The organism is Faecalicatena orotica (assembly GCF_905197545.1).
In the GTDB taxonomy this organism is placed as follows: Bacteria; Bacillota; Clostridia; order Lachnospirales; family Lachnospiraceae; genus Faecalicatena_A; species Faecalicatena_A orotica.
Window position 1 is genome coordinate 395,197 of sequence record NZ_CAJJZH010000003.1, and the last position, 22,471, is coordinate 417,667.

17 protein-coding genes are annotated in these 22,471 nt (G+C 46.7%); 15 read left to right on the top strand and 2 right to left on the bottom strand.

The features are described 5' to 3' along the window. Positions 1–25 precede the first annotated feature (25 nt). The 8 genes from ABIN22_RS08590 (at position 26) to folK (ending at position 9,354) form a co-directional block, all read left to right on the top strand. Positions 26–1,564 carry a response regulator transcription factor gene (locus tag ABIN22_RS08590; protein ID WP_346907955.1) on the top strand — a complete coding sequence of 513 codons (1,539 nt, stop codon included), beginning with the start codon at positions 26–28 and terminating at the stop codon, positions 1,562–1,564. Continuing rightward, positions 1,561–3,252, top strand: coding sequence for a histidine kinase (locus ABIN22_RS08595; protein ID WP_346907957.1), 1,692 nt, complete (start codon positions 1,561–1,563; stop codon positions 3,250–3,252). The genes ABIN22_RS08590 and ABIN22_RS08595 overlap by 4 nt, the downstream gene beginning before the upstream one ends. Before the next feature lie 14 nt (positions 3,253–3,266). Then, a complete protein-coding gene (locus ABIN22_RS08600; protein ID WP_346907959.1) occupies positions 3,267–5,207 on the top strand; it encodes a glycoside hydrolase family 127 protein in 1,941 nt (646 codons plus the stop codon). Between the two features lie 126 nt (positions 5,208–5,333). Beyond that, the gene (locus tag ABIN22_RS08605; protein ID WP_430517198.1) at positions 5,334–6,632 is read left to right on the top strand and encodes a bifunctional folylpolyglutamate synthase/dihydrofolate synthase; all 1,299 of its coding nucleotides are present in this window, start codon (positions 5,334–5,336) and stop codon (positions 6,630–6,632) included. A 19-nt stretch (positions 6,633–6,651) separates the two neighbouring features. Continuing rightward, a complete protein-coding gene (gene folE / locus ABIN22_RS08610) occupies positions 6,652–7,206 on the top strand; it encodes a GTP cyclohydrolase I FolE (protein ID WP_109733817.1) in 555 nt (184 codons plus the stop codon). Positions 7,207–7,212: 6 nt separating this feature from the next. Next, on the top strand, positions 7,213–7,695 hold the full coding sequence (locus ABIN22_RS08615) for an HD domain-containing protein (RefSeq protein ID WP_109733818.1): 483 nt from the start codon (positions 7,213–7,215) through the stop codon (positions 7,693–7,695). A 16-nt stretch (positions 7,696–7,711) separates the two neighbouring features. Then, positions 7,712–8,530: a dihydropteroate synthase gene (gene folP, locus ABIN22_RS08620; protein ID WP_346907964.1), complete on the top strand. Its 819-nt coding sequence runs from the start codon at positions 7,712–7,714 to the stop codon at positions 8,528–8,530. A 2-nt stretch (positions 8,531–8,532) separates the two neighbouring features. Beyond that, complete coding sequence (gene folK, locus ABIN22_RS08625; RefSeq protein ID WP_109733820.1) at positions 8,533–9,354, top strand: 2-amino-4-hydroxy-6-hydroxymethyldihydropteridine diphosphokinase; 822 nt, start codon at positions 8,533–8,535, stop codon at positions 9,352–9,354. On the opposite strand, the gene aroA is transcribed toward folK, so the two are convergent. Together aroA and ABIN22_RS08635 are read right to left on the bottom strand one after the other, a co-directional pair. After that, positions 9,349–10,641, bottom strand: coding sequence for a 3-phosphoshikimate 1-carboxyvinyltransferase (gene aroA / locus ABIN22_RS08630; protein WP_118621719.1), 1,293 nt, complete (start codon positions 10,639–10,641; stop codon positions 9,349–9,351). The two genes, folK and aroA, sit on opposite strands and share 6 nt — an antisense overlap. Positions 10,642–10,695: 54 nt before the next feature. Continuing rightward, positions 10,696–11,793 carry a prephenate dehydrogenase/arogenate dehydrogenase family protein gene (locus ABIN22_RS08635; RefSeq protein ID WP_346907967.1) on the bottom strand — a complete coding sequence of 366 codons (1,098 nt, stop codon included), beginning with the start codon at positions 11,791–11,793 and terminating at the stop codon, positions 10,696–10,698. 224 nt (positions 11,794–12,017) lie between these two features. On the opposite strand from ABIN22_RS08635, the gene ABIN22_RS08640 reads away from it, so the two are divergent. From ABIN22_RS08640 to ABIN22_RS08670, 7 genes are all read left to right on the top strand, one after another. Beyond that, positions 12,018–14,093 carry an elongation factor G gene (locus ABIN22_RS08640; protein ID WP_346907969.1) on the top strand — a complete coding sequence of 692 codons (2,076 nt, stop codon included), beginning with the start codon at positions 12,018–12,020 and terminating at the stop codon, positions 14,091–14,093. A gap of 163 nt (positions 14,094–14,256) precedes the next feature. Continuing rightward, positions 14,257–15,249, top strand: a complete 993-nt coding sequence (locus ABIN22_RS08645; RefSeq protein ID WP_346907971.1) for a radical SAM protein — start codon at positions 14,257–14,259, stop codon at positions 15,247–15,249. A 36-nt stretch (positions 15,250–15,285) separates the two neighbouring features. Continuing rightward, positions 15,286–16,650 (top strand): uroporphyrinogen decarboxylase family protein, encoded by a 1,365-nt coding sequence (locus ABIN22_RS08650; RefSeq protein WP_109733825.1) that lies wholly within the window; start codon positions 15,286–15,288, stop codon positions 16,648–16,650. Then, the gene (locus tag ABIN22_RS08655) at positions 16,650–17,564 is read left to right on the top strand and encodes a GTP-binding protein (RefSeq protein ID WP_346907974.1); all 915 of its coding nucleotides are present in this window, start codon (positions 16,650–16,652) and stop codon (positions 17,562–17,564) included. Before ABIN22_RS08650 ends, ABIN22_RS08655 begins: the two co-directional genes overlap by 1 nt. Positions 17,565–17,751: 187 nt before the next feature. Next, positions 17,752–19,110 carry a Trk system potassium transporter TrkA gene (gene trkA / locus ABIN22_RS08660; RefSeq protein ID WP_109733827.1) on the top strand — a complete coding sequence of 453 codons (1,359 nt, stop codon included), beginning with the start codon at positions 17,752–17,754 and terminating at the stop codon, positions 19,108–19,110. A 10-nt stretch (positions 19,111–19,120) separates the two neighbouring features. After that, the gene (locus tag ABIN22_RS08665) at positions 19,121–20,566 is read left to right on the top strand and encodes a TrkH family potassium uptake protein (RefSeq protein WP_118621704.1); all 1,446 of its coding nucleotides are present in this window, start codon (positions 19,121–19,123) and stop codon (positions 20,564–20,566) included. A gap of 68 nt (positions 20,567–20,634) precedes the next feature. Further along, positions 20,635–22,317 (top strand): CvpA family protein, encoded by a 1,683-nt coding sequence (locus ABIN22_RS08670; RefSeq protein ID WP_346907976.1) that lies wholly within the window; start codon positions 20,635–20,637, stop codon positions 22,315–22,317. The last annotated feature ends 154 nt before the right edge of the window (positions 22,318–22,471 follow it).

Below are 22,471 nucleotides of genomic sequence, written 5' to 3' on the forward strand. Positions count from 1 at the left end.
ATAAAAAGTAAAAGGGGGATATCTTATGAGAATGATGATCGTGGAAGACGAGGACAATATCCGGGAGGGGCTTGTATCCCTGCTGGACTGGCAGGAAGAAGGGTTTGACCCTCCCGTACTCTTTGGGGGTGCAATCGAGGCGCTGGAATATCTGGAAACAGAGAAAGTGGATGTGATTCTGACAGATATTTATATGCCGGTCTTAAACGGTCTGGAATTTATTAAGATGATACGCACGGAGAACCTGACGTGTGACATTATTATACTGACCGGGCATGACAGGTTTGAGTTTGCACAGGAAGCCGTGGAGCTGGGCGTGAAGCGCTACCTGTTAAAGCCGGTATCCCCCGATAAACTGAGGTCGGTGCTCTCGGATATACGCAGGGACATTGCAGAGCGGATGAAGCTCATGGACTGGATCGCGATTGCCGAGAAACAGCTGGAAGAAAATCTACCGGTTCTGCGCAACCAGTTCTGGAACGACCTGCTGGCAGAACGTTTCGCAGAGAAGGAACAGATGGAACTGCGGGCGGAAAAAGCATCGGTTTATCTCCCAAAGAGTGAGGTCACCTGTGTGGCAATCCGTTATTTTAACCAGAACTCCAGTCTGACGGAGGAGGTAGCTTTGAGGCAGATCGTGGATGAAATACTGGGTGATGCAGTCGTCTATCTGATGCCTTATGACGGGACCGAACTTGTCATCATGGAGGGAAGGCTGTACCAGTTCAAGCTGGAGATTCTGAAGGAGTCTATCGCACAGAATCTGGGACTGGAAGTATGCTTCGGCGTCAGCAAAACCGGAGCGGAACTGCTTATGGCAGGCAGGCTGGCGAGGGAGGCGGTGGAAGCGGCAAAGTCCATCCGAGACATACACGAGATGTATTACCTCTATTTTGCCGATATTGCCCCCAAACGTGCGGGCGAACCAGAATACCCATATGCAGATGAAAAACAGATACTGGATATGCTTAAGTTTCACGATACGTTAAACGAGAGGCTCCTCCAGACTTTTTTCCAGAAAGTGATGCCTCCCCGGTATCCTGTGGAGGAGTCAAAGGTGATGCTGCTCCAGCTGCTGGTCGCCATGAACCGTACGGCAAATGATATGGGGGTCGATGTTCTGGAAGAGTTCAAGAATACGGAAAGCTGCATCAGGAATTTTGACGGACCGGAGCAGTCCTTTCAGGATATGGCCGGGAGGATTATACAGAAAAAACGCAGTTCAACAAGGAGATATGTGGAAGTGATTGCCGGGCAGGTAGAGGAAATTGTCGAAAGAGAGTATTCTAACCCGGAGCTGTCCGTGAGTTATCTCGCTGACAGGCTCGCCCTGACATCCAATTATCTGTCCAGAATCTTCCGGAGCCTGACAGGGGAAACCTGTATTGAATATATCACAAAGGTACGTATGAACGCAGCGAAAGAGATGCTCGAACATACAGACAAAAAGAGCTATGTGATTGCCGGAGAAGCCGGCTATAAAAATGCAAATTATTTCAGCGCGATGTTTAAGAAATATACGGGCCTGTCTCCAAAGGAATATCGGGAAAGGAGTAAAGCGTGAAGCGCAGATTCAAATCCATAAAGAACAGAATCATGGTTTTCTTTATCGGTGTGGCAGTCTTCCAGATTGCGGCTATGGCTTTGTTTGCGGTTTTCCATCTTCGCCCGTCTCTAACGAAAATGTATGAAGAGCATCTGGAAAAGTTTACAGAGTCTGCATTCTGGGAAATTAATTCGGCAAAGATGAAGATAGAAAATTATACGGTGAACATGATTGGTGATTCCGACATACAGGAGTTTTTAAGATCCGCAGATTACAGCAGCCAGAACTATGTGCCGTCCATGACGGCAGAGATGCGGAACCGGATTCTGTCTTATACGGATTATGACAGCGCGATCAGGTCCATTTACCTGATCGACAATTACGGGAGGATGTACAGCAACCTTTCCCATAATGCGGTGTCCGGGTATCTGGAGTCAAAGGAGGATCTAAAGGGCAGAAAAGATGCATCCGCCGTATGGTTTACAGATTTTAATGACAGCAGCATCGTTGTGTACCGGATTGTGAACAATAATACAACGGATCTGACGCAGAAGATTGGTGCTGTCTGCATGGTGATTGACAAAAGCCTCTTTGTGGACCGGATCGGCCAGTTTCTTCTGGAAGACACACAGAATTACCGCCTGGAGAGTGCGGATGGCAATTTTAGGTTATCTTCTGTTGGTGACGGGGACACGCTTTCAGATAAAAAGTATATTATCAGCTCCCGGGACAATGGTATCTGGAGGCTGAAAACCTGGATTGATAAGAACGAGGCCTACGCCTCTATTTATTTGATTTTCAAAATCCTTTCACTGGAGCTGATGGTACTGCTAGTGATTAGTGTGTGTATGGTCATCTATCTTTCCGGCAGGATTACAAAACCCATTTCAGATATCAGGAATGCCATGAAACAGGTCGGAAAAGGCAATATGCACTCCGAGGTGCCTGTCAGCGGTGAGGATGAGATCGGGCAGCTTGCAGAAACGATGAACAGGATGTCAAAAAAAATCGGGGAGCTGGTAGAAAAGATAAGGCGTGAGGAGACCAACCAGCGCCTGCTGGAGTTAAAGGCCATGCAGTACCAGATCAACCCGCATTTTCTCTATAACACGCTGGATTCCATCAGCATGTTTGCGCGGAAGAACCATGATGTACAGAGTGAGGAGCTTGTGATTGCGCTGTCTGATTTTTTCCGGATCAGCTTAAGCCACGGACAGGAATTCGTGACACTGGAAAAGGAGGCAGAATATGCAGTGTGTTATCTGGAAATCCAGAATATTCGTTTTCCGGACCAGATCACATGGGATGTCTCTGTCGATGAAAAATTGAAGGACATAAAAATCATGAAGTTTATTCTCCAGCCCCTTGTAGAAAACAGTATCTACCACGGAATCCGCGACGCAGGCAGGAAGGGGCATATACAGATATCTGCTTATCAGGAACCTGACGGACTTGTCCTGTGTGTGGAGGACGACGGGACGGGCATGCTGCCGGAGGAACTAAACGAGCTTATGAAGGAACTGGAATCAGAGGAAATCCGCGAGAAAGATATCCATGAGGGCGGTTTCGGACTTAAGAATGTCCATCAGAGGCTGAAACTGATGTATGGAGAAAAAAGCGGGCTTCAGATCGAAAGTGAATGGGAGGAAGGGACAAGGATTAAAATTTTCATTCCACTCAGATGTAAATCTGGAGAAAAAGTGTGAGAAGAGGGAAAAAGATGGAAAAATTAAAACTGGCAGATTTAAAGGACGTAAAGATTAAGGACCCTTTCTGGGACAGGCATACGCAACTGGTAAAGTCCGAAATACTGGACTACCAGTGGAAGGCAATGAACGACCAGATTGAGGATGCGCCGCCCAGCCACTGCATCGAAAATTTCCGGATCGCGGCAGGGGAGTCAGATGGAGAGTTCTTTGGAGCGGTCTTTCAGGATTCCGATGTGGCAAAATGGCTGGAAGCCGTGGCGTATACGCTGGCGGCAGAACCGGATGCAGAACTGAAAAAACGTGCAGACGGTGTGATTGACCTGATCGGCCGCGCACAACAGCCGGACGGATATTTTAATACATATTTTATACTGAAGGAACCGGGCAAAAGATTTCAGAATCTTTGTGAGGGACATGAACTATATACACTGGGACACATGATAGAGGCCGCCGTTGCATATAATCAGGCGACCGGTGAAAGAAGATTTCTCGAGATTGTCTGCCGCATGGCAGATCTTGTCGCAGATACATTCGGACCAGAAGAAGGAAAGCTTCACGGGATGCCGGGACATGAAGAGATTGAGCTTGCCCTCGTGCGTCTGTATGAGGTAACCGGGGAAAGAAAGTATCTGGAAACGGCTAAGTATTTCATTGATGTAAGAGGCACGGGAGAGAAAAATTACTTTCTGAAGGAGATGGAACAGGAAGGATTCCGGAATATCTTCCCGGAATTCGAAGACTACCAGCCAGAATATTCCCAGTCCCACCTTCCGGTCAGGGAACAAAGGACGGCAGAAGGGCATGCCGTGCGCGCCGTGTATTTATACTCCGCAATGGCAGATCTTGCAGACCTGTACCATGATGAAAAACTTTTTGAAGCATGCACGAAACTCTGGGACAATATCGTACAGAGAAGAATGTATGTGACCGGCGGGATCGGTTCTTCCGGTATTCTGGAACGTTTTACAACGGATTATGACCTGCCGAATGACTGCAATTATGGGGAAACGTGTGCTTCGATCGGGCTGGCACTGTTTGGGAGAAGAATGGCCCAGATAACCCGCGATGCCAGATACATTGATGTGGCAGAGCGCGCTTTGTATAATACTGTTCTTGCAGGCATTGCCCTGGATGGAAAAAGCTTCTTCTATGTAAATCCACTGGAAGTATGGCCGGATAACTGCATGGGGCGCACCTCCAAAGAGCATGTAAAAAGCATTCGCCAGAAATGGTTCGGGGTTGCGTGCTGCCCTCCCAATATCGCGAGGACTCTTTCTTCGCTGGGGCAGTATATATACGGGTATGATAAACACACACTGTTTGTCAACCTTTTCATAGGAAATGAAACAGAACTGGAATTAGAAGGTGGCAGAATCCGGGTCAGTCTGGAAACGGAATTTCCCTATAAAAATACATATTCCCTTCGGATTCACGGTGAAGCAGGACGGATGACACTTGCACTTCGGATTCCGGATTATGCAGTTGATTACCGTATCTTTCAGGACGGTACTGAGGCTGTCTATACGGCAGAAAAAGGCTATGCATACATAAGCGGTGATTTCAGAGGGAAGACACTGGAAGTCCGGTTTCGTTCGGAACCACGTTTCATCAGGGCAAATCCTGCCGTACGCGCCGATGAGGGTAAAGTGTGCATGATGAACGGGCCGCTTGTTTATGCATTGGAAGAAGCAGATAACGGCGCGAATCTTTCCGGGATTTATCTGGATACCTCGACCCGGCCCGCAATGCGGCTGGACCCGGAACTCTTCGGGGGGACATTGGTATTGTCGGCAGACGGATACCGCATTGCGGCAGACAGCTGGGCCCCGGGCGAGCTGTACAAAGAAGAAAAACCAAAGTTTTTGAAGACAGAAGTACGGGCCATCCCCTATGCATACTGGAATAACAGGGGCAAAGGGGAGATGACAGTATGGGTAAAAGAATGGATATAAGATGATTAGACCGGTAAAAATTTTCCTTGTGATATATCTGATTTAGTGCTATGATGGACAACAGTGATAATGAAATCACGACAAGGCATATTTAGATATTTGAAAAAAGGAAAGGAAACGAGAAACGTGACCTATAAAGAAGCAAGGGTATATTTGGACGAAGTGTCGAAATACGGAAGTGTACTTGGCTTGGATACGATTCGAGGTCTGTTGCGTGAACTTGGGAATCCTCAGGATGACCTTACGTTCATACATATCGCAGGAACGAATGGAAAGGGATCTGTGCTTGCATACACTTCTACAATCTTAAGTGAGGCAGGATACAGGACCGGGAGATATGTATCGCCAACAGTGGTTTCCTATTTAGAGCGGATTCAGGTAGACGGAGAATGGATACCGGAAGAAGATTTCGCCGGATTAGTGGAAGAAGTTCAGAAAGCTATTGCACGTATGGAAACCTCAGGGGAAGCAAGCCCCACTGTATTTGAGGTCGAGACGGCAATAGCTTTTTTGTATTTTAAAAAGAAGAACTGTGATATCGTTGTACTGGAAACCGGTCTGGGCGGCACGCTTGATGCCACGAATATTGTGGAGCGTACGGCTGCTGCCGTTTTTGCATCCATCAGCCGGGACCATATGGGATTTTTAGGGGATACACTGGAAGAAATAGCCGGTAATAAAGCAGGCATCATCAAGCCGGGATGCTTTGTGGTGACGGCAGGGCAGAAGCCGGAAGTCATGAAGATTTTAAAGGATAAGGCAGACGCGCTCTCATGCAGGATGTATACGGCTTCTGTAAAAGATGCGGTGGTGCTTAAGGAGAACTGGGACGGACAGGAATTTACCTGCGGGAAATGGAAGAATATCCATATTCCACTGGCGGGAAGACATCAGATTAGTAATGCAGTTACGGTTCTTGAATTGATAGACGGATTGAATGAAAACGGATTCCATATCACAGAAAAAGCTGTGCGGGACGGTTTTGCGAAAACAAGCTGGCCCGGGAGGTTTACCTGCATTCATAAGGAGCCTCTGTTTATCGTAGACGGGGCACATAACGAGGATGCGGCTTTAAAGCTGCGGGAAACACTGGAACATTATTTCGCGGGCAGAAGGCTGATCTTTATTATGGGTGTATTCAAAGACAAGGAATACACAAAGATCGCACAGATCATGGCCCCGCTGGCAGAAAAGATCTATACGGTAGACCTGCCGGATACAGGGCGCAGCCTGAAAGCGGAAGAACTTAAGGAAGCAGTGGAGCCATACTGCCCCGGTGTGGAGGCGGTATCTGATATCGGTGCGGCAGTCGGTGCGGCATACCATGTGGCAGGTGCAGAGGATGTAATACTGGCTTTTGGTTCCCTGTCCTATTTAGGACAGGTCATGAAGATGGCAGAGTCTGGATGTCAGACAGCAAAGTAGAGCCATATAAGGAGACATTATGATAGATCAGGAAAAAGTAAAGCAGGCAGTTAAGCTTCTGCTGGAAGGAATCGGGGAAGATATTACACGTGAAGGACTGAAAGATACACCCGACAGGATTGCGCGGATGTATGAAGAAATATACGGGGGGATGGAAGAGAATGCGGCACAACATTTGAAAAAGACGTTCCATGTCGATGATAACGAGATGGTGATTGAGAAAGATATCACCTTCTATTCGACCTGCGAACACCATCTGCTCCCGTTTTATGGAAAGGCCCATATCGCTTATATACCGGACGGAAAAGTGGTGGGCTTAAGCAAGCTTGCAAGGACCGTGGAGGTGTTTGCCAAGAGGCTGCAGCTTCAGGAACAGCTGACGGGGCAGATCGCAGATGCCCTGATGGAGAATCTGAATCCGAAAGGGGTCCTTGTCATGATCGAGGCGGAGCATATGTGCATGACCATGCGGGGAATCAAAAAGCCGGGGAGCCAGACAGTTACAATCGTCAAACGCGGCGAATTTCTGGAGAATACGGAACTTACAAACCAGTTTTTCCAGATGCTCAGGTAGAATATTATGGAAGCAATAGAAAAAATCAGGAACCATCCACTTTACCGGGAAAGCTATGCATTACTGGAGGAAGCAGAAAAGGATCGGATATTCTGCCGCCACCAGATAACACACCTTCTTGATGTGGCGAGGATTGCGTATATCCGTAATCTGGAAGAAGATCTGGGGATGAAAAAAGAGCTCATTTATGCGGCGGCCCTTTTACATGATATCGGTAAATACAGGCAGTATGAGGATGGCACACCCCATGAAATAGCGGGGATTAAGATAGCAGGGCAGATACTTACGGACACAGACTCCTTTACAGAAGAAGAAAAGCAGATGATCCTTAAGGCAATTCTGGAACATCGCAGAAGCAAGGAGGGGATGTCGGTACTGGGAAGGCTTTTATATGAAAGCGACAAGCTCTCCAGGGTATGCTGTATGTGTCCGGCCGAACCGGAATGCAACTGGAGCAGGGAAAAGAAAAACATGGAAATAAAGTGGTGAAAGGATTGATAATCATATGATCATAGGCAGCAGGGAATTTGACACAGACAATCATACATATATCATGGGAATTCTGAATGTAACACCGGATTCTTTTTCTGATGGCGGGCGTTACAGCCGTCTCGATGCAGCACTTACGCATGCGCAGGAGATGGTCATGGAGGGTGCAGATATTCTGGATGTGGGCGGAGAGTCCACACGTCCGGGACACGTACAGATCTCAGAAGAAGAGGAGATCGAACGTACGGCGCCTGTCATTGAGAAGCTAAAGAAAGAGTTTGATGTACCAGTTTCCATTGACACTTATAAAAGCCGTGTCGCAAGGGCGGCCCTTCAAGCAGGAGCCGGTCTGGTAAACGATATCTGGGGGCTGAAATACGATGAAAACATGGCCTTACTGATTGCAGAAAGCGGGGCGGCCTGCTGTCTGATGCATAACAGAGAGAAGGCCGAATACCAGAACTTCTTTCCAGATGTGCTGATGGATCTGGAAAAGAGTGTAAATATTGCCAGAAAAGCCGGGATTAAGAAGGACAAGATTATTCTTGACCCGGGTGTGGGATTCGGTAAGACTTATGAGATGAATCTGGAGATTATCAAACAATTGAACCGTCTGCAGTTTCTGGGGTATCCGGTTTTGCTTGGCACTTCCAGAAAGTCGGTGATCGGTCTGACGCTGGATCTCCCTGCGGACCAGAGAGAAGAAGGTACATTAGTGACAACCGTCATGGGAATGTTAAGCGGCTGCGCATTTGTCAGGGTACATGATGTGAAGGCGAATAAGCGTGCGCTTAAGATGGCTGAAGCAATCATGAGGGAGCATCAGGGGGTATGATCATGGATAAAATTAAGATAGAAAATTTAGAGGTATTTGCAAAGCACGGTGTGTTCCCGGAGGAGAATGTACTGGGGCAGAAGTTCCTTGTTTCAGCCACCTTATATACAGATACGCGGCGTGCGGGAAAGACGGACGACTTAACCGCATCCATCCACTACGGGGAAGTGAGCCAGTTTATCGATGCGTACTTAAAGAGGCATACATTTAAGCTTATCGAGCGGGCTGCGGAGAGTCTGGCAGAAGAACTTCTCCTGCATACAGAGCATTTACAGAAAGTAGAACTGGAAGTAAAGAAGCCGTGGGCGCCGGTAGGACTGCCTCTGGAATATGTTTCCGTAAAGATTGAACGGCAGTGGCACACAGCATATATTGCCCTTGGCTCGAATATGGGAGAGAAACAACAGTATCTGGACGGCGCAGTAAAGGCGCTCGACGCGTGGGAAGGCTGCCGTGTGGAAAAGACATCGTCCTGGCTGGTAACTCCTCCCTACGGCGTGACAGATCAGGATGATTTCCTGAACGGCTGCCTTGAACTGAAGACACTGCTCACTCCGGAAGAACTATTGGAAGCCCTTCATGAGATTGAACAGGAGGCCGGACGGGAGCGCATCATCCACTGGGGGCCGAGGACACTGGATCTTGATATCATTTTTTATGATGACCTCATTATGGGGACAGATACGTTATGCATCCCGCATGTTGAAGTACAGAAGCGGGATTTTGTCTTAAAGCCGCTGCATGAGATTGCACCTTACAAGCACCATCCGGGGAATGGGAAGACAGTGCGGGAGATGTTGGAGGAAGTAATGAGCAGCCTATAAGAGCTGCTCAAAAGTATCGTAAAAGGTTGGATAGGATACATCTACACAGTGGCTGTCAAGGATATTTGTATTACCCTCCGCAACCAGTGCTGCAATGCTGAAGGCCATCGCAATCCTGTGGTCCAGAAGCGTGTGGATCGTGGCGCCGTGAAGCGGCTTGCCGCCATTTATCACCATTCCGTCAAAAGCCGGGGTGACATCGCAGCCCATTGCAGTCAGGTTGTCGGTGACGGTCTCGATCCGGTCAGTTTCTTTTACCTTCAGTTCCGAAGCGTCCCGTATGATTGTTGTGCCTTCTGCCACAGCGGCCATGACCGCAATGACAGGAATTTCGTCAATCAGGGTCGGGATGATATCCCCTTCGATCGTTATACCGTGAAGTTTACTGGAACGGACCAGTATATCGGCAATCTTTTCCCCGCCTTCGGTGCGCTCATTCAGGAGAGTGATATCCCCGCCCATATCTTCACATACTTTCAGGATACCTGCACGGGTCGGATTGATTCCGGTGTTTTTGATGAGGATTTCGGAATCAGGGACAAGCAGACCGGCGGCTATGAAGTATGCCGCAGAGGAGATATCTCCCGGCACCATGATCTTCTGGCCGTACAATTCTTCGCAGGGACGGATGGATGCCGTCGCCCTTGTAGAATCCAGTTCGTGCTTCGTGGTCAGGTCGGCCCCGAATTCTTTCAGCATCAGTTCCGTATGGTTCCGGGAAAGACTCGGTTCCATGACAGAAGTTTCCCCGTCTGCGTAAAGTCCTGCAAGCAGGATACAGGATTTGACCTGTGCGGAAGCGACCGGGGAGATATAATGAATCCCGTGGAGGGATCCTTTTGTGATATAGAGAGGGGCACACCCGTTGCGGAGAATGCTGGATATATTCGCCCCCATGCGGGTCAGCGGGTCGATGATCCGTTTCATGGGACGTGAATTCAGCGAATCATCCCCGGAAATCTTGCAGTCAAAGGACTGTCCGGCAAGAATGCCTGAGATCAGCCGGGTAGTCGTTCCGCTGTTGCCTACATCCAGTATATCGTCCGGGGCGCTCAGTCCGTGCAGTCCTTTTCCATGTACGGTAATGATATCACCGTCCTCGACGATATCGATCCCTAGCCTGCGGAAACAATTGATCGTAGCCAGACAGTCGGCACCTTCCAGAAAATTATGAACCTCAGTCGTCCCTTTCGCGATGGACCCAAACATAATGCATCTGTGGGAAATAGATTTGTCGCCGGGAACGGAAACTTCCCCTCTTAATCCTGTAATATTCGTTAATTCCATAAATTTTTGTATATCCTTTCTGTATCCTTGTGTGTATTTCTGCATCTGCACACATTAAACTTCATAAACGATGTATCTGTATTTCTTCAAGAGTTCCGCCGCCTTATTGGAAGAAGGTCCGTCATAGAATTCAATTCTCAGTACGCCCTCTTCGAACTCTCTGTTATGTATAATCCCGATATTCTTAATACTGATATTGTTGCTCGCAAGAATGGTAGCGATGGTTGCGATACCGCCGGCCTCATCAATAATGTCACAGTAGAGTGCAAAGCTTTTCTTGATAGGGCCTGCCGAACTATTCGGCATGGAATCCCTGTAGTCCTTAGAATCCTCGAAAAGGGAATAGAGCTCGCCCTCCGCCCCCTCGTCGACCGCTTTCTTCGCTTCCTGAAGCACTCCGATATAATCTTCCAGTATCTGGGAAATATTTTTCTTATTCTTCAAACATATCTGCTGCCACATGACAGGGGAGGAGGAGGCGATACGCGTGATATCTTTGAATCCCCCTGCAGCCAGATTCTTCATCAGCTCATCCTTCGTATCCGTATCGCGCACAAAATTTACGAGACTGGAAGCAATAATGTGGGGCAGGTGGCTGATCGTCCCGGTGACATAATCATGCTCCTCGTAGTTAAGGACAACAGGGAGTGCCTTCAGGGCCGTTACAAATTCCCTGTATGCATCTACCTTTGCCGGGGAAACTTTTGCCGAAGGCGTCAGAATATAGTAGGCATTTTCGATCAGAACCGGTTTTGAATTCACAAACCCGCTTTTTTCGGAACCGGCCATCGGGTGCCCGCCGATGAAATTCTCTTCCAGCCCGAGCTGTATGATCTCTTCATGGATAGAGCTCTTTACGCTCCCCACGTCCGTCAGGATACATTCTGAACCCACGAAATCCTTAAGCTGGCTGAGATAAGCTGTATTATAAGCAATCGGGGCACATAGAAATATATAAGCGCACCCCCTGAAATTTTCATCTATTGAAGAGCAGGAAGTATGGATCGTCCCCTCCTGAACCGCCAAAGCCAGTGTCTCTTTACTCTTATCAAAAGCCAGCAGCTCGTATTCCGGAAAATACTGCCGCACAGCCTTGGCAATAGAACCGCCGATCAACCCCAGACCAATAAATCCAATCTTTTTAGTCATCATACTGTAAGTCCTTTCTGGTAGTAATCTAATAAATTTCACATTAACCAGTTTACCATTTTAACGGGGAAAAGTAAACGGACTTTCGAAGCAAAAAATCTTTGTTAAAAATTCATAAAGCAGTTGTAATACGACTCGTTTTTTAGTACAATATACACATAACACGTGTGCGCCGGAAGTACATTATAAAGCATGCGCATAATAACGACACACAAGGAGGCAGCAGCATGAAGGTTTACAGAACAGACGAGATTAGGAACGTAGTATTGCTTGGCCACGGCGGAAGTGGCAAGACGAGCCTGGCAGAGGCGATGTTGTATGTATCAGGGGCAACGAACCGTATGGGTAAGATTTCCGATTCTAATACGGTTAGTGATTTTGATAAAGAAGAGCAGAAACGCGGATTCTCTATCAGCACAACTCTGATCCCGGTTGAGTGGGAGAAGGCTAAGATCAATATTCTGGATACACCGGGATACTTTGACTTTGTCGGTGAGGTAGAGGAAGCAGTAAGTGCAGCTGATGCAGCTGTTATTGTTGTATCCGGTAAGGCCGGCGTACAGGTTGGTACGGAGAAGGCATGGGAACTGTGCGATAAGTACAATCTCCCGCGTATGGTCTATGTCACAGAGATGGACGTGGATGATGCCAGCTTCCGCCAGGTGGTGGCAGACCTGACAGAGAGATACGGGAAGAAGATAGCACCTCATTTCCAGCCGATCCGTGAGAATGAGAAGCTGGTTGGATATATTAATGTTATTAAGAATGCGGCAAGAAGATATACAGATATCGGACAGAGAGAGGAATGCGAGATTCCGGATTACTGTCTGCCGAACCTCGAGATCCTGAGAGATTCACTGATGGAGGCGGTAGCCGAGACGAGTGATGAATTTATGGAGAGATATTTTGCAGGGGAAGAGTTCTCCGTAGAAGAGATTCGTGCAGCCATGCGTACAGAGGTTATGGACGGGGACATCGTTCCTGTAGCTATGGGGTCCAATGTACAGGCACAGGGAGTTGCAAACCTGTTATCTGATATTGTAAGATTCTTCCCGAGCCCGGACAGAAGGAGCTGTGCAGGACTGAACCGCAGGACGAACGAGATCTTTGAAGCGAACTATGAATTCTCAAAGGCTAAGACAGCCTATGTCTTTAAGACAATGGTAGACCCGTTCATCGGTAAATATTCCTTCGTAAAAGTATGCTCAGGTGTTATCAAGGGCGATGATGTGCTCTATAATGCGGACTCGGATGCAGAAGAGAAGCCGGGCAAAATTTATACGATGTGCGGGAATAAGCCGTCGGAAGTGACAGAATTATTTGCAGGTGATATCGGAGCGATTGCGAAGCTTTCCAACACACGCACCGGGGATACACTCTCCACAAAGGCAACGCCGGTATCTTTCGCAAGGACAGACTTTTCTGTTCCTTATACATATATGAAGTATTCAGTGAAGACCAAAGGCGATGATGACAAGGTATCACAGGCTCTGGCTAAGATGATGGCGGAAGATATGACTCTGAAGGCTGTCAATGACAGTGAGAACCGTCAGTCTTTACTTTATGGTATGGGGGACCAGCATCTGGAGATTACAGTGAGCAAGCTTGCTTCCAGATATAAAGTAGATGTCATTCTGGAAATGCCTAAGGTAGCATTCAGGGAGACGATCCGCAAGAAATCTGATGTAGATACAAAGTATAAAAAGCAGTCAGGCGGACATGGACAGTATGGCCATGTTAAGATGAAGTTCGAACCATCAGGCGACCTTGAGACGCCATATATATTTGAAGAGGTTGTTGTCGGCGGGGCAGTGCCGAAGAATTATTTCCCGGCAGTAGAGAAGGGCCTTCAGGATTCCGTTGTGAAGGGACCACTTGCAGGATACCCGGTTGTAGGTGTGAAGGCTATCCTATATGATGGATCTTACCATCCGGTTGACTCCTCAGAGATGGCATTTAAGACGGCTACAGTCCAGGCATTTAAGAAAGGCTTTATGGAGGCAGGACCGGTTCTCCTTGAACCAATCGCTTCCTTGAAAGTGACAGTTCCGGATGAATATACCGGTGATGTTATGGGTGATCTGAACAAGAGACGTGGGCGCGTGCTCGGAATGAATCCGATAGCGGGTGGTAAGCAGGTGATCGAAGCAGATATCCCGATGACAGGATTATTCGGATACTGTACAGTACTCCGATCCATGACTGGAGGCCGCGGCACTTATGCTTATGAATTTGCAAGATATGAGCAGGCACCGTCTGATGTACAGGAGAAGGAAATTGCAGCAAGGGCTGCGGAAGAATAGAATAAGCACTCCGTATAGCTTGATGAAAATCGGCTGTACGGAGTTTTTTTGTGCATTTATTCATATCATCCTTATTTATTACAAAATATCAAAAAAAAGTACAGGAAGAAAGTTCTTGAAATTTATATGATAAGAACAGAAAAGAACGGAGGCGTGACATTATATGAATACAGAGGGATTACAAAGCAGCAGAGTTGAAGAGATATTTGCTAAAGTAGATGCGAATGAGGATTTGACGAAAGAAGATGCGCTGGAACTGCTGAGTATCAACAATCAGTCGGCAGATTTTTACACATTGATTCAAAAGGCAAATGAATTATCAAGAAAAGAATTCGGACAAAGAGGATATGTTTTTGCACAGATCGGTCTGAACAGCGCACCGTGCGCCGGTAATTGTAAGTTTTGTTCACTTGGGAAAGACAATTTTGTGGCAGAGGAAAAATCCGAAAAGTCATTGGAAGAGATTCTTCAGCAGGCAAGGTGGATCGTAGAAGAAAAGGCAGATGCACTGTTTCTGATGACAACTGCAGATTACAGTATAGAAAAATTTCTCCAGATTGCCAAAGAAGTAAAAAAACTGCTTCCAGAGGACATGATGTTTATTGCCAATATCGGTGATTTTAATGAGGACACAGCAGTACGTCTGAAAGAGGCCGGTTTTACGGGGGTATACCATATTGTAAGAATGAATGAGGGAATTGATACAGACCTCCCGGTGGAAAAGAGAATCGCCACACTCGATGCCCTTAAAAATGCCGGATTGGAATTGATCTACTGTGTAGAACCGATTGGGCCCGAGCATACATACGGCCAGATCGCGGATGAGATGCTGCGTGCAAGGGCATATGATGTAAATGTCATGGCATGCATGAAACGTGTCGGTGTCCCGGGGACTCCTCTTTATGAGAAGGGGGAGATTACAGATCTGGAACTGACGAAAATCGCTGCAGCGGCAAGACTTGTTACGAGACCGAAGAAGTCTATGAATGTCCATGAACCAAAGGCGATGGCTTTGATAGCAGGTGTGAACCAGTTATATGCGGAAGTCGGGATGAATCCGAGGGATGTAAACGCGGAGACCGGGAACGGACGCGGTTTTTCCATTCAGAATGTAAAAGATATGCTGGCCCAGGCCGAATATGTGACTCGTGCATAAAAAAATAATTATAAATATTAAAGGAGAGATACAAACATGAATCAGAAAGAATTATTATTGAAAACACTGCACCATGAGGAAACAGAGCAGGTAGCATGGATACCATTTGCAGGCGTACATGCGGGCAGCCTTCTCGGGTATGATGCAACAGAAGTCTTACAGGACGAAGAAAAGCTGTTTCAGTCACTGATGGAGGTAAACAAGCTTTATAAACCATCCGGGCAGCCGGTGATCTTTGACCTGCAGGTGGAGGCCGAATGTCTGGGATGTGATCTCGTATGGGCGAAAGATGCCCCACCGTCTGTTGCAAAACATCCGCTGGAAGGCACGGAAGATCTGGAAACACCTTGCTACTGCACGATACCGACGAAAGAATCAGGACGTATTCCGATGATTCTGAATGTGATGAGAAGAATGAAAGAAGCAGTAGGCGGTACGACAGCTTTATACGGACTGATCTGCGGACCGTTTACACTTGCAACACACCTGCGTGGAAATGATATTTTTATGGATATGTATGACGACGAGGATGCCGTGATTGAATTTCTGGCATACTGTAATGCGATTGCAATGAAGATGGCAGAGTATTATATCGAGGCAGGCATGGATGTGATTGCAGTGGTTGACCCGCTGATCTCCCAGATTTCTTCTGATCACTTTGAACAGTTTATGAGCGAGCCGTTCAGTAAATTATTTGCCCATATCCGTGAATTAGGGGCACTTTCTTCCTTCTTCGTATGTGGGGACGCTACGAGGAACATAGAAGTGATGTGCCAGACAAAGCCGGATTCCATTTCCATCGATGAAAACGTTGACCTGTTTGCTGCCAAGAAGATTACGGATAAATATAATGTGGCAATCGGAGGGAATATTCCTTTGACAACGGTCATGCTGCATGGGACACAGCAGGACAACATGAAGTTTGTGGTTGATCTTCTGGATAAACTGGAGGACAAGAAAAACTTCATCCTTGCTCCCGGATGTGATATGCCTTATGCGGTGCCGGTTGAAAATACGATCGGTGCGGTACAGGCGATACACGAGACGGATGCCGTGCGTGAAATTCTGAAGAACTATGTTGCCGCAGACGAAGAGATAGAAGTGGAACTGCCGGATTACGGGCATCTTGAGAAACCGCTTGTGGAAGTCTTCACACTGGATTCTGCGACCTGTGCTGCCTGCACTTATATGATGGGTGCCGCAAAGGAGGCAAAAGAGACATTTGGAGATGCAATCGACATGGTAGAATATAAGTTCACCATCAAAGAGAACATTGCACGCTGCAAGAAGATGGGAGTGCCGAATCTTCCGTCCATGTACATTAACGGAGAGTTAAAATTCCGCTCTCTTGTACCGGCAAAAGAAGATCTGGAAGCAGCTATCAGGGCTGTGATGAAATAATGAGCAGACTGTATTTAATTACCGGCTTCTTAGGAGCCGGTAAAACTACTTTTCTGAAAAACTTTATAAAGGAATTTTCAGGGGAACGCATTCACCTGATTGTAAATGAATTCGGAAAAGAAGGAGTCGACGGCAGAATTCTGGATGAGCTCGGTATGGTTCTGGATGAGATCAATAATGGTTCGATCTTCTGTTCATGCAGATTGGATAAATTTGAAGAAGTGCTCGAAAAGGCACTCGTCAGGCAGCCTGATGTTATTATAATAGAAGCATCGGGCCTTTCCAACCCGACAAACGTAAGAAAAATCCTGGATCAGGAAGGAAAATTCGAGTCTGCCGAATACATGGGGAGCATCTGCCTGATTGATGCAAAGCAGTTCCTTAAAGTGTATGGGACGGCGGTCGTGGTAAAAAAGCAGATAGCAGTCAGCGATATGGTCCTGATCAATAAGACAGACCTTGCCACGCCGGAAACTGTCGCAGATATCAGAAAAACAATCCGTAACCACCGGCCGGATGTCCCTGTCTACGAGACTACGTTCGGCCGTATAAAAAAAGAATGGCTCGACCGCATGTCAGAGGCCCGTGGGGAAGATGCGGACCTGATGCAAAGTGCGGATATCACTCTGCGTAAATACCTGCTGCACATTAAAGAGAACCAGACACTATATACGCTGCAGAAATTTCTGGAAATGTTCTTAATTGACACATACCGTGTGAAAGGAATCCTAGAACTTCAGGAGGGCTGTTACCTGATCAGCTGCACCGGGGAAATGTTCCATGCAGAAGTATTCAAAGGCAGTTTAGGAGTGACAAACGATCTGGTCGTTCTTTCAGGCAATGGGCTGCCCACGAAAAGAGCCATTAAAAAGGCAATGGAATGGTATCCTAACATCGCTGAAATCATAAAATAAGCCGGCCGCTGGCCGGCTTATTTTATCCCTTTTGCAGACCCGGTTTAATATTTATTAAGAAATCTGCAAAACGATTGTATTTACGATTCAAAAGTGCTATAATTGCTCTGCCATTATGGAAAAATAGCGATTACATACCTTATAGAAAGATTCAATAAGGTATAAGAATGAAGTTGAGGGTAGACAAATGAAGATAGTCATCATTGGAGACGGTAAAGTCGGCTATAAGCTGGCAAAACAGCTCTCCGCAGAGAATTACGATATTGTAATGATCGACAGCAATGAAAAGAAATTGCGTGCTGCTATTGACCGGCTTGATATTTTCTGTGTGACCGGCGATGGGGGAAGTGTAGCAGTACAGAAGGAGGCAGATGTACCGCATGCGGACCTGGTTATCGCATGCACATCTACGGATGAGTGCAATATGTTAAGCTGTCTCATTGCAAGAAGGCTCGGGGCCAGGCACACGATTGCCAGGGTGCGTAATCCGATTTATTATCAACAGATTGATATTTTAAAGGAGGACCTGCACCTGAGCATGGCAGTAAATCCTGAACTGGCAGTGGCAGGAGAGATTGCCCGTCTTTTACTGTTTCCGGATGCAAGCAAGATAGAGACATTTGTAAAAGGAAGAGTAGAGCTCATTGAATTTCCGCTTTCCCAGAACAGCATGCTGGCAGGCATGTCCCTTGCGGAGATGTACAACAAGTTCCAGATCAAGATACTTGTGTGCGCTGTAGAGCGCGGCGATAATGTGGTGATTCCGGACGGTGAATATATTCTGCGTTCAGGAGACCGCCTCCATGTGGCAGCATCCCATGTAGATATTGAATTGTTCTTTAAACTGCTCGGCAAGAAGCGGGAGAAGATCCGTAAGGTCATCATATGCGGCGGCGGACGTGTCAGCTATTACCTTGCCACCCAGCTCTGCAAACTGGGGATGCAGATCAAGATTATCGAGAAAGAAGAAGAGAAGTGCGAGAATCTCTGCGAGCTTCTTCCAAAGGCGACTATCATCAACGGTGATGCGTCAGACCATGACCTGCTTATGGAGGAAGGAATCCAGGATGCGGACGCACTGATAGCCCTGACAGGAATGGACGAAGAGAACATTATCATGTCCCTGTTTGCAAAGAGTCAGGGAGTGTCCAAGATCATTGTCAAGGTCAATGAGGACCGCAGGGCGAGGATGATCGAGGAATTTGGGATTGACAGTATCGTTTCCGCGAAGACGGCAACGGCAGATGCAATCATGAGTTATGTGCGTGCACGCCGGAATTCCCAGGGAAGTGCAAATGTAGAGACAATGTACCAGCTGGTGGACGGAAAAGTAGAGGCACTTGAATTTATTGTAAAATCAGAAACTAAGTATACAAATAAGCCTTTAAAGGATTTATCCTTAAAGCCGAACAACCTGATTGCAGGTATCGCAAGAAAGCGCAAGATTATTATTCCGAATGGCGATGACTGTATCAAGGTTGGGGACAGTGTCATTATCATAACGATGGAAAAGCAGATCCAGGATATCCAGGATATCTTAATGTAGGTGCAGACTGATGAATTATAAGATGACGGTTTTTATCATAAGTAAAATGCTGGGGGTCGAAGGGGCGCTTCTTTTGATTCCGGCTATGGTTGCATTTTTATATGGTGAAAAAAGTGGATTGACTTTTTTAGTAGTGAGTGTAGTTCTTTTCATAATCTTTCTTGCTTTTGGCAGGAAGGTGCCGGAAAATAAGACAATTTACGGGAAAGAAGGTCTTGTGATCGTAGGCTCTGCATGGATACTGTGGTCCCTGTTCGGTGCGCTGCCATTTTTCCTTTCAGGAAGTATACCGAATTACCTGAATGCATTTTTCGAGACTGTTTCCGGCTTTACGACGACGGGATCTACCATACTCACAGATATCGAAATTCTGCCGAAGGGGATGCTTTTCTGGAGGAGCCTGACACACTGGATTGGCGGCATGGGAGTACTTGTATTTGTTATGATGCTGACTTCTCTGGATGACGAGAACTCGATGCACCTGATGCGTGCCGAAGTTCCGGGGCCGGAAGCTGACAAGCTTGTTCCCAAGGCCAGAAGTACAGCGAAGATACTCTATTCGATGTATTTTGTACTGACGGCGGCCGAGGTGGTGTTCCTTCTGTTTGGTGGAATGAGTTTCTACGATGCTCTGATTCATGCATTCAGTACAGCGGGTACCGGCGGATTCTCCAATAAGAACAGCAGTATCGCGTTTTATGACAGTGCATATATTGACGGTGTGATTACGGTATTCATGATATTATTCGGAGTGAACTTTAACCTGTATTTCCTGCTTCGCCTGAAGGAGTGGAAGACTGTATTAAAAAATGAAGAACTCCATGCTTATTTAGGAATTATTGCAGGTTCGATTATTTTTATCACGCTGAATATAGTGGGGATGTATGGGAACATTTTACATGCATTCAGATATGCATCCTTTCAGGTTGCGGCTATTATCACGACGACGGGATTCTGTACAGCCAATTTTGACCTGTGGCCCGAGCTGTCAAAGGTTATTATACTGGGGCTGATGGTGATCGGTGCATGTGCAGGGTCGACCGGAGGCGGTATTAAAATATCACGTCTGCTAATCATGTTTAAGAGTGTAAAACAGGAGATCAGGCGGATGCTGCACCCGAAGTCGGTGACAATAGTACAGATTAACGGGAGAAAAATCAGCAGAGATACGATGCATAGCGTATATATTTATTTTATATGTTACATCCTGATCTTAATGGGGTCTGTTTTCCTCGTTGCATTCAATAATTATGATTTTACGACTACATTTAGTGCCGTACTTACGACTCTGAATAACGTCGGACCGGGTCTTTCCCAGATAGGACCCGTGGAAAACTTCTATGACTTCTCAGCATTGTCCAAGATTGTATTCTGTCTTGACATGCTTGTAGGAAGACTGGAGATATTCCCATATCTCCTCCTGCTATCTCCGGATTTGTGGCGCAGACGGTTTTAGGGGATTTCATTGGGGAAGAAAGTATTTCAGAACATTGGCACTAACAGGATAGGCAGAAAGGAAAAAGTATGAAAAAAGGAAAAATGAAACTTTTGGCGGTTGTTGGCATTATTCTGCTTGCGGCGATTTACTATTATGTGGCGCTGCCCGCAATTAATATCCATTCATCCGACTTCTGGATGTTTCTGATCGTATTGATCATCGTAATTATTTTGATCTTTGTCAGAAGAAAAAGGCTGACGAGGTACACGTTTAAGGAATCAAAAGGACTCAAGGCAATAGGGGGACTGCTGATTCTCGTAATTGCGGCTTACCTGATTGGTTCCCTGTTGTCTTCTCCGATTGTAAACGCAAAGAAATACCAGAAGCTTTTGACCGTAAAAGACGGGGAATTCACAAAGGATATCGAGGAACTGTCTTTCGACCAGATTCCGCTTCTGGACAGGGATTCTGCAGCAATCTTAGGAAACCGTAAGATGGGAAGTATGGTAGATATGGTTTCACAGTTTGAGGTAGATGAACTGTATAGTCAGATTAACTATCAGAACCAGCCGGTGCGTGTCTCACCACTGCGCTATGCGAACCTGATTAAATGGCTGACGAACCAGAAGGAAGGGATTCCTGCCTATATTAAGATTGACATGGCTACCCAGAATACGGAGCTGGTTAAACTGAAAGAGGGCATGAAATACACGACAAGTGACCACTTTAACAGAAATATCTATCGTCACCTGAGATTTAAGTATCCCACGTATATTTTCAATGACCTGAGTTTTGAAATCGATGATGATGGTGTCCCATACTGGGTCTGCCCTGTAAAGAAGTTTAACATCGGGCTGTTCGGGGGAACAACGATCGGTAGGGTGGTATTGTGTAACGCTGTAACAGGGGAAACGACAGATTACAGCATTGAAGATGCGCCGGAATGGATAGACAGGGCATTTTCCGCGGACCTGCTTGTAGAATTATATGATTATTATGGAAGTCTGAAGCACGGTTATTTTAACAGTATACTTGGCCAGAAAGACTGCCTGAAGACAACGACAGGCTATAATTACCTCGCGATAGATGATGATGTATGGGTATATACAGGTGTCACATCTGTCAGCGGTGACCAGTCTAACGTTGGTTTCGTGCTCATGAACCAGCGTACAATGGAAACAAAGTTCTATGAAGTGGAAGGTGCGACGGAAGATTCCGCGATGTCATCCGCCGAAGGCCAGGTGCAGAACCTGAAATACGTGGCGACATTCCCGCTGCTTCTGAATATTTCAGGGGAACCGACCTATTTTATAGCCCTGAAGGACGATGCCGGACTCGTAAAGAAATATGCAATGGTCAATGTCCAGAAATATCAGATCGTAGCAATCGGTGATACGGTCAGCGCATGTGAAGAGGCATACACTAAACTGATGTATGACAACGGAATCAAGGAAGTTGAAAAAGACACCCGTGAGATTGAGACTATGACGGCGAAAATCACGAAGATCGCCCAGGGTGTAATCGACGGAAATTCCCATTACTATATCATGCTGGAAGGTTCAGACGATATATACGATGTATCAGTCGTAGACTTCATTGACATTATCAAATATGATGTTGGTGACGAAGTAACGATTGAATATAAAGAGGGCGAGGACAGCAATACCGTTCTCTCTCTGAATGGCAAAGAGAAGGCAGGTACAGAGACAAAAGCCGGTGCAGAAACAAACGACGGAGACGGAGGAGAAACCGACGCCGGAACAGAGTAAAAGAAGTAGGGATAAAATGAAAAATCCGATGCTGCATGTTCAAACTGCAGTATCGGATTTTTTTACTTATTTCATATGAGGAGAGTACGTCCTATGAAATAAAAAGCCCATCCGGCGGGATGCGCACTGCGGCGTGTAAGGTAAATGTCGCAAT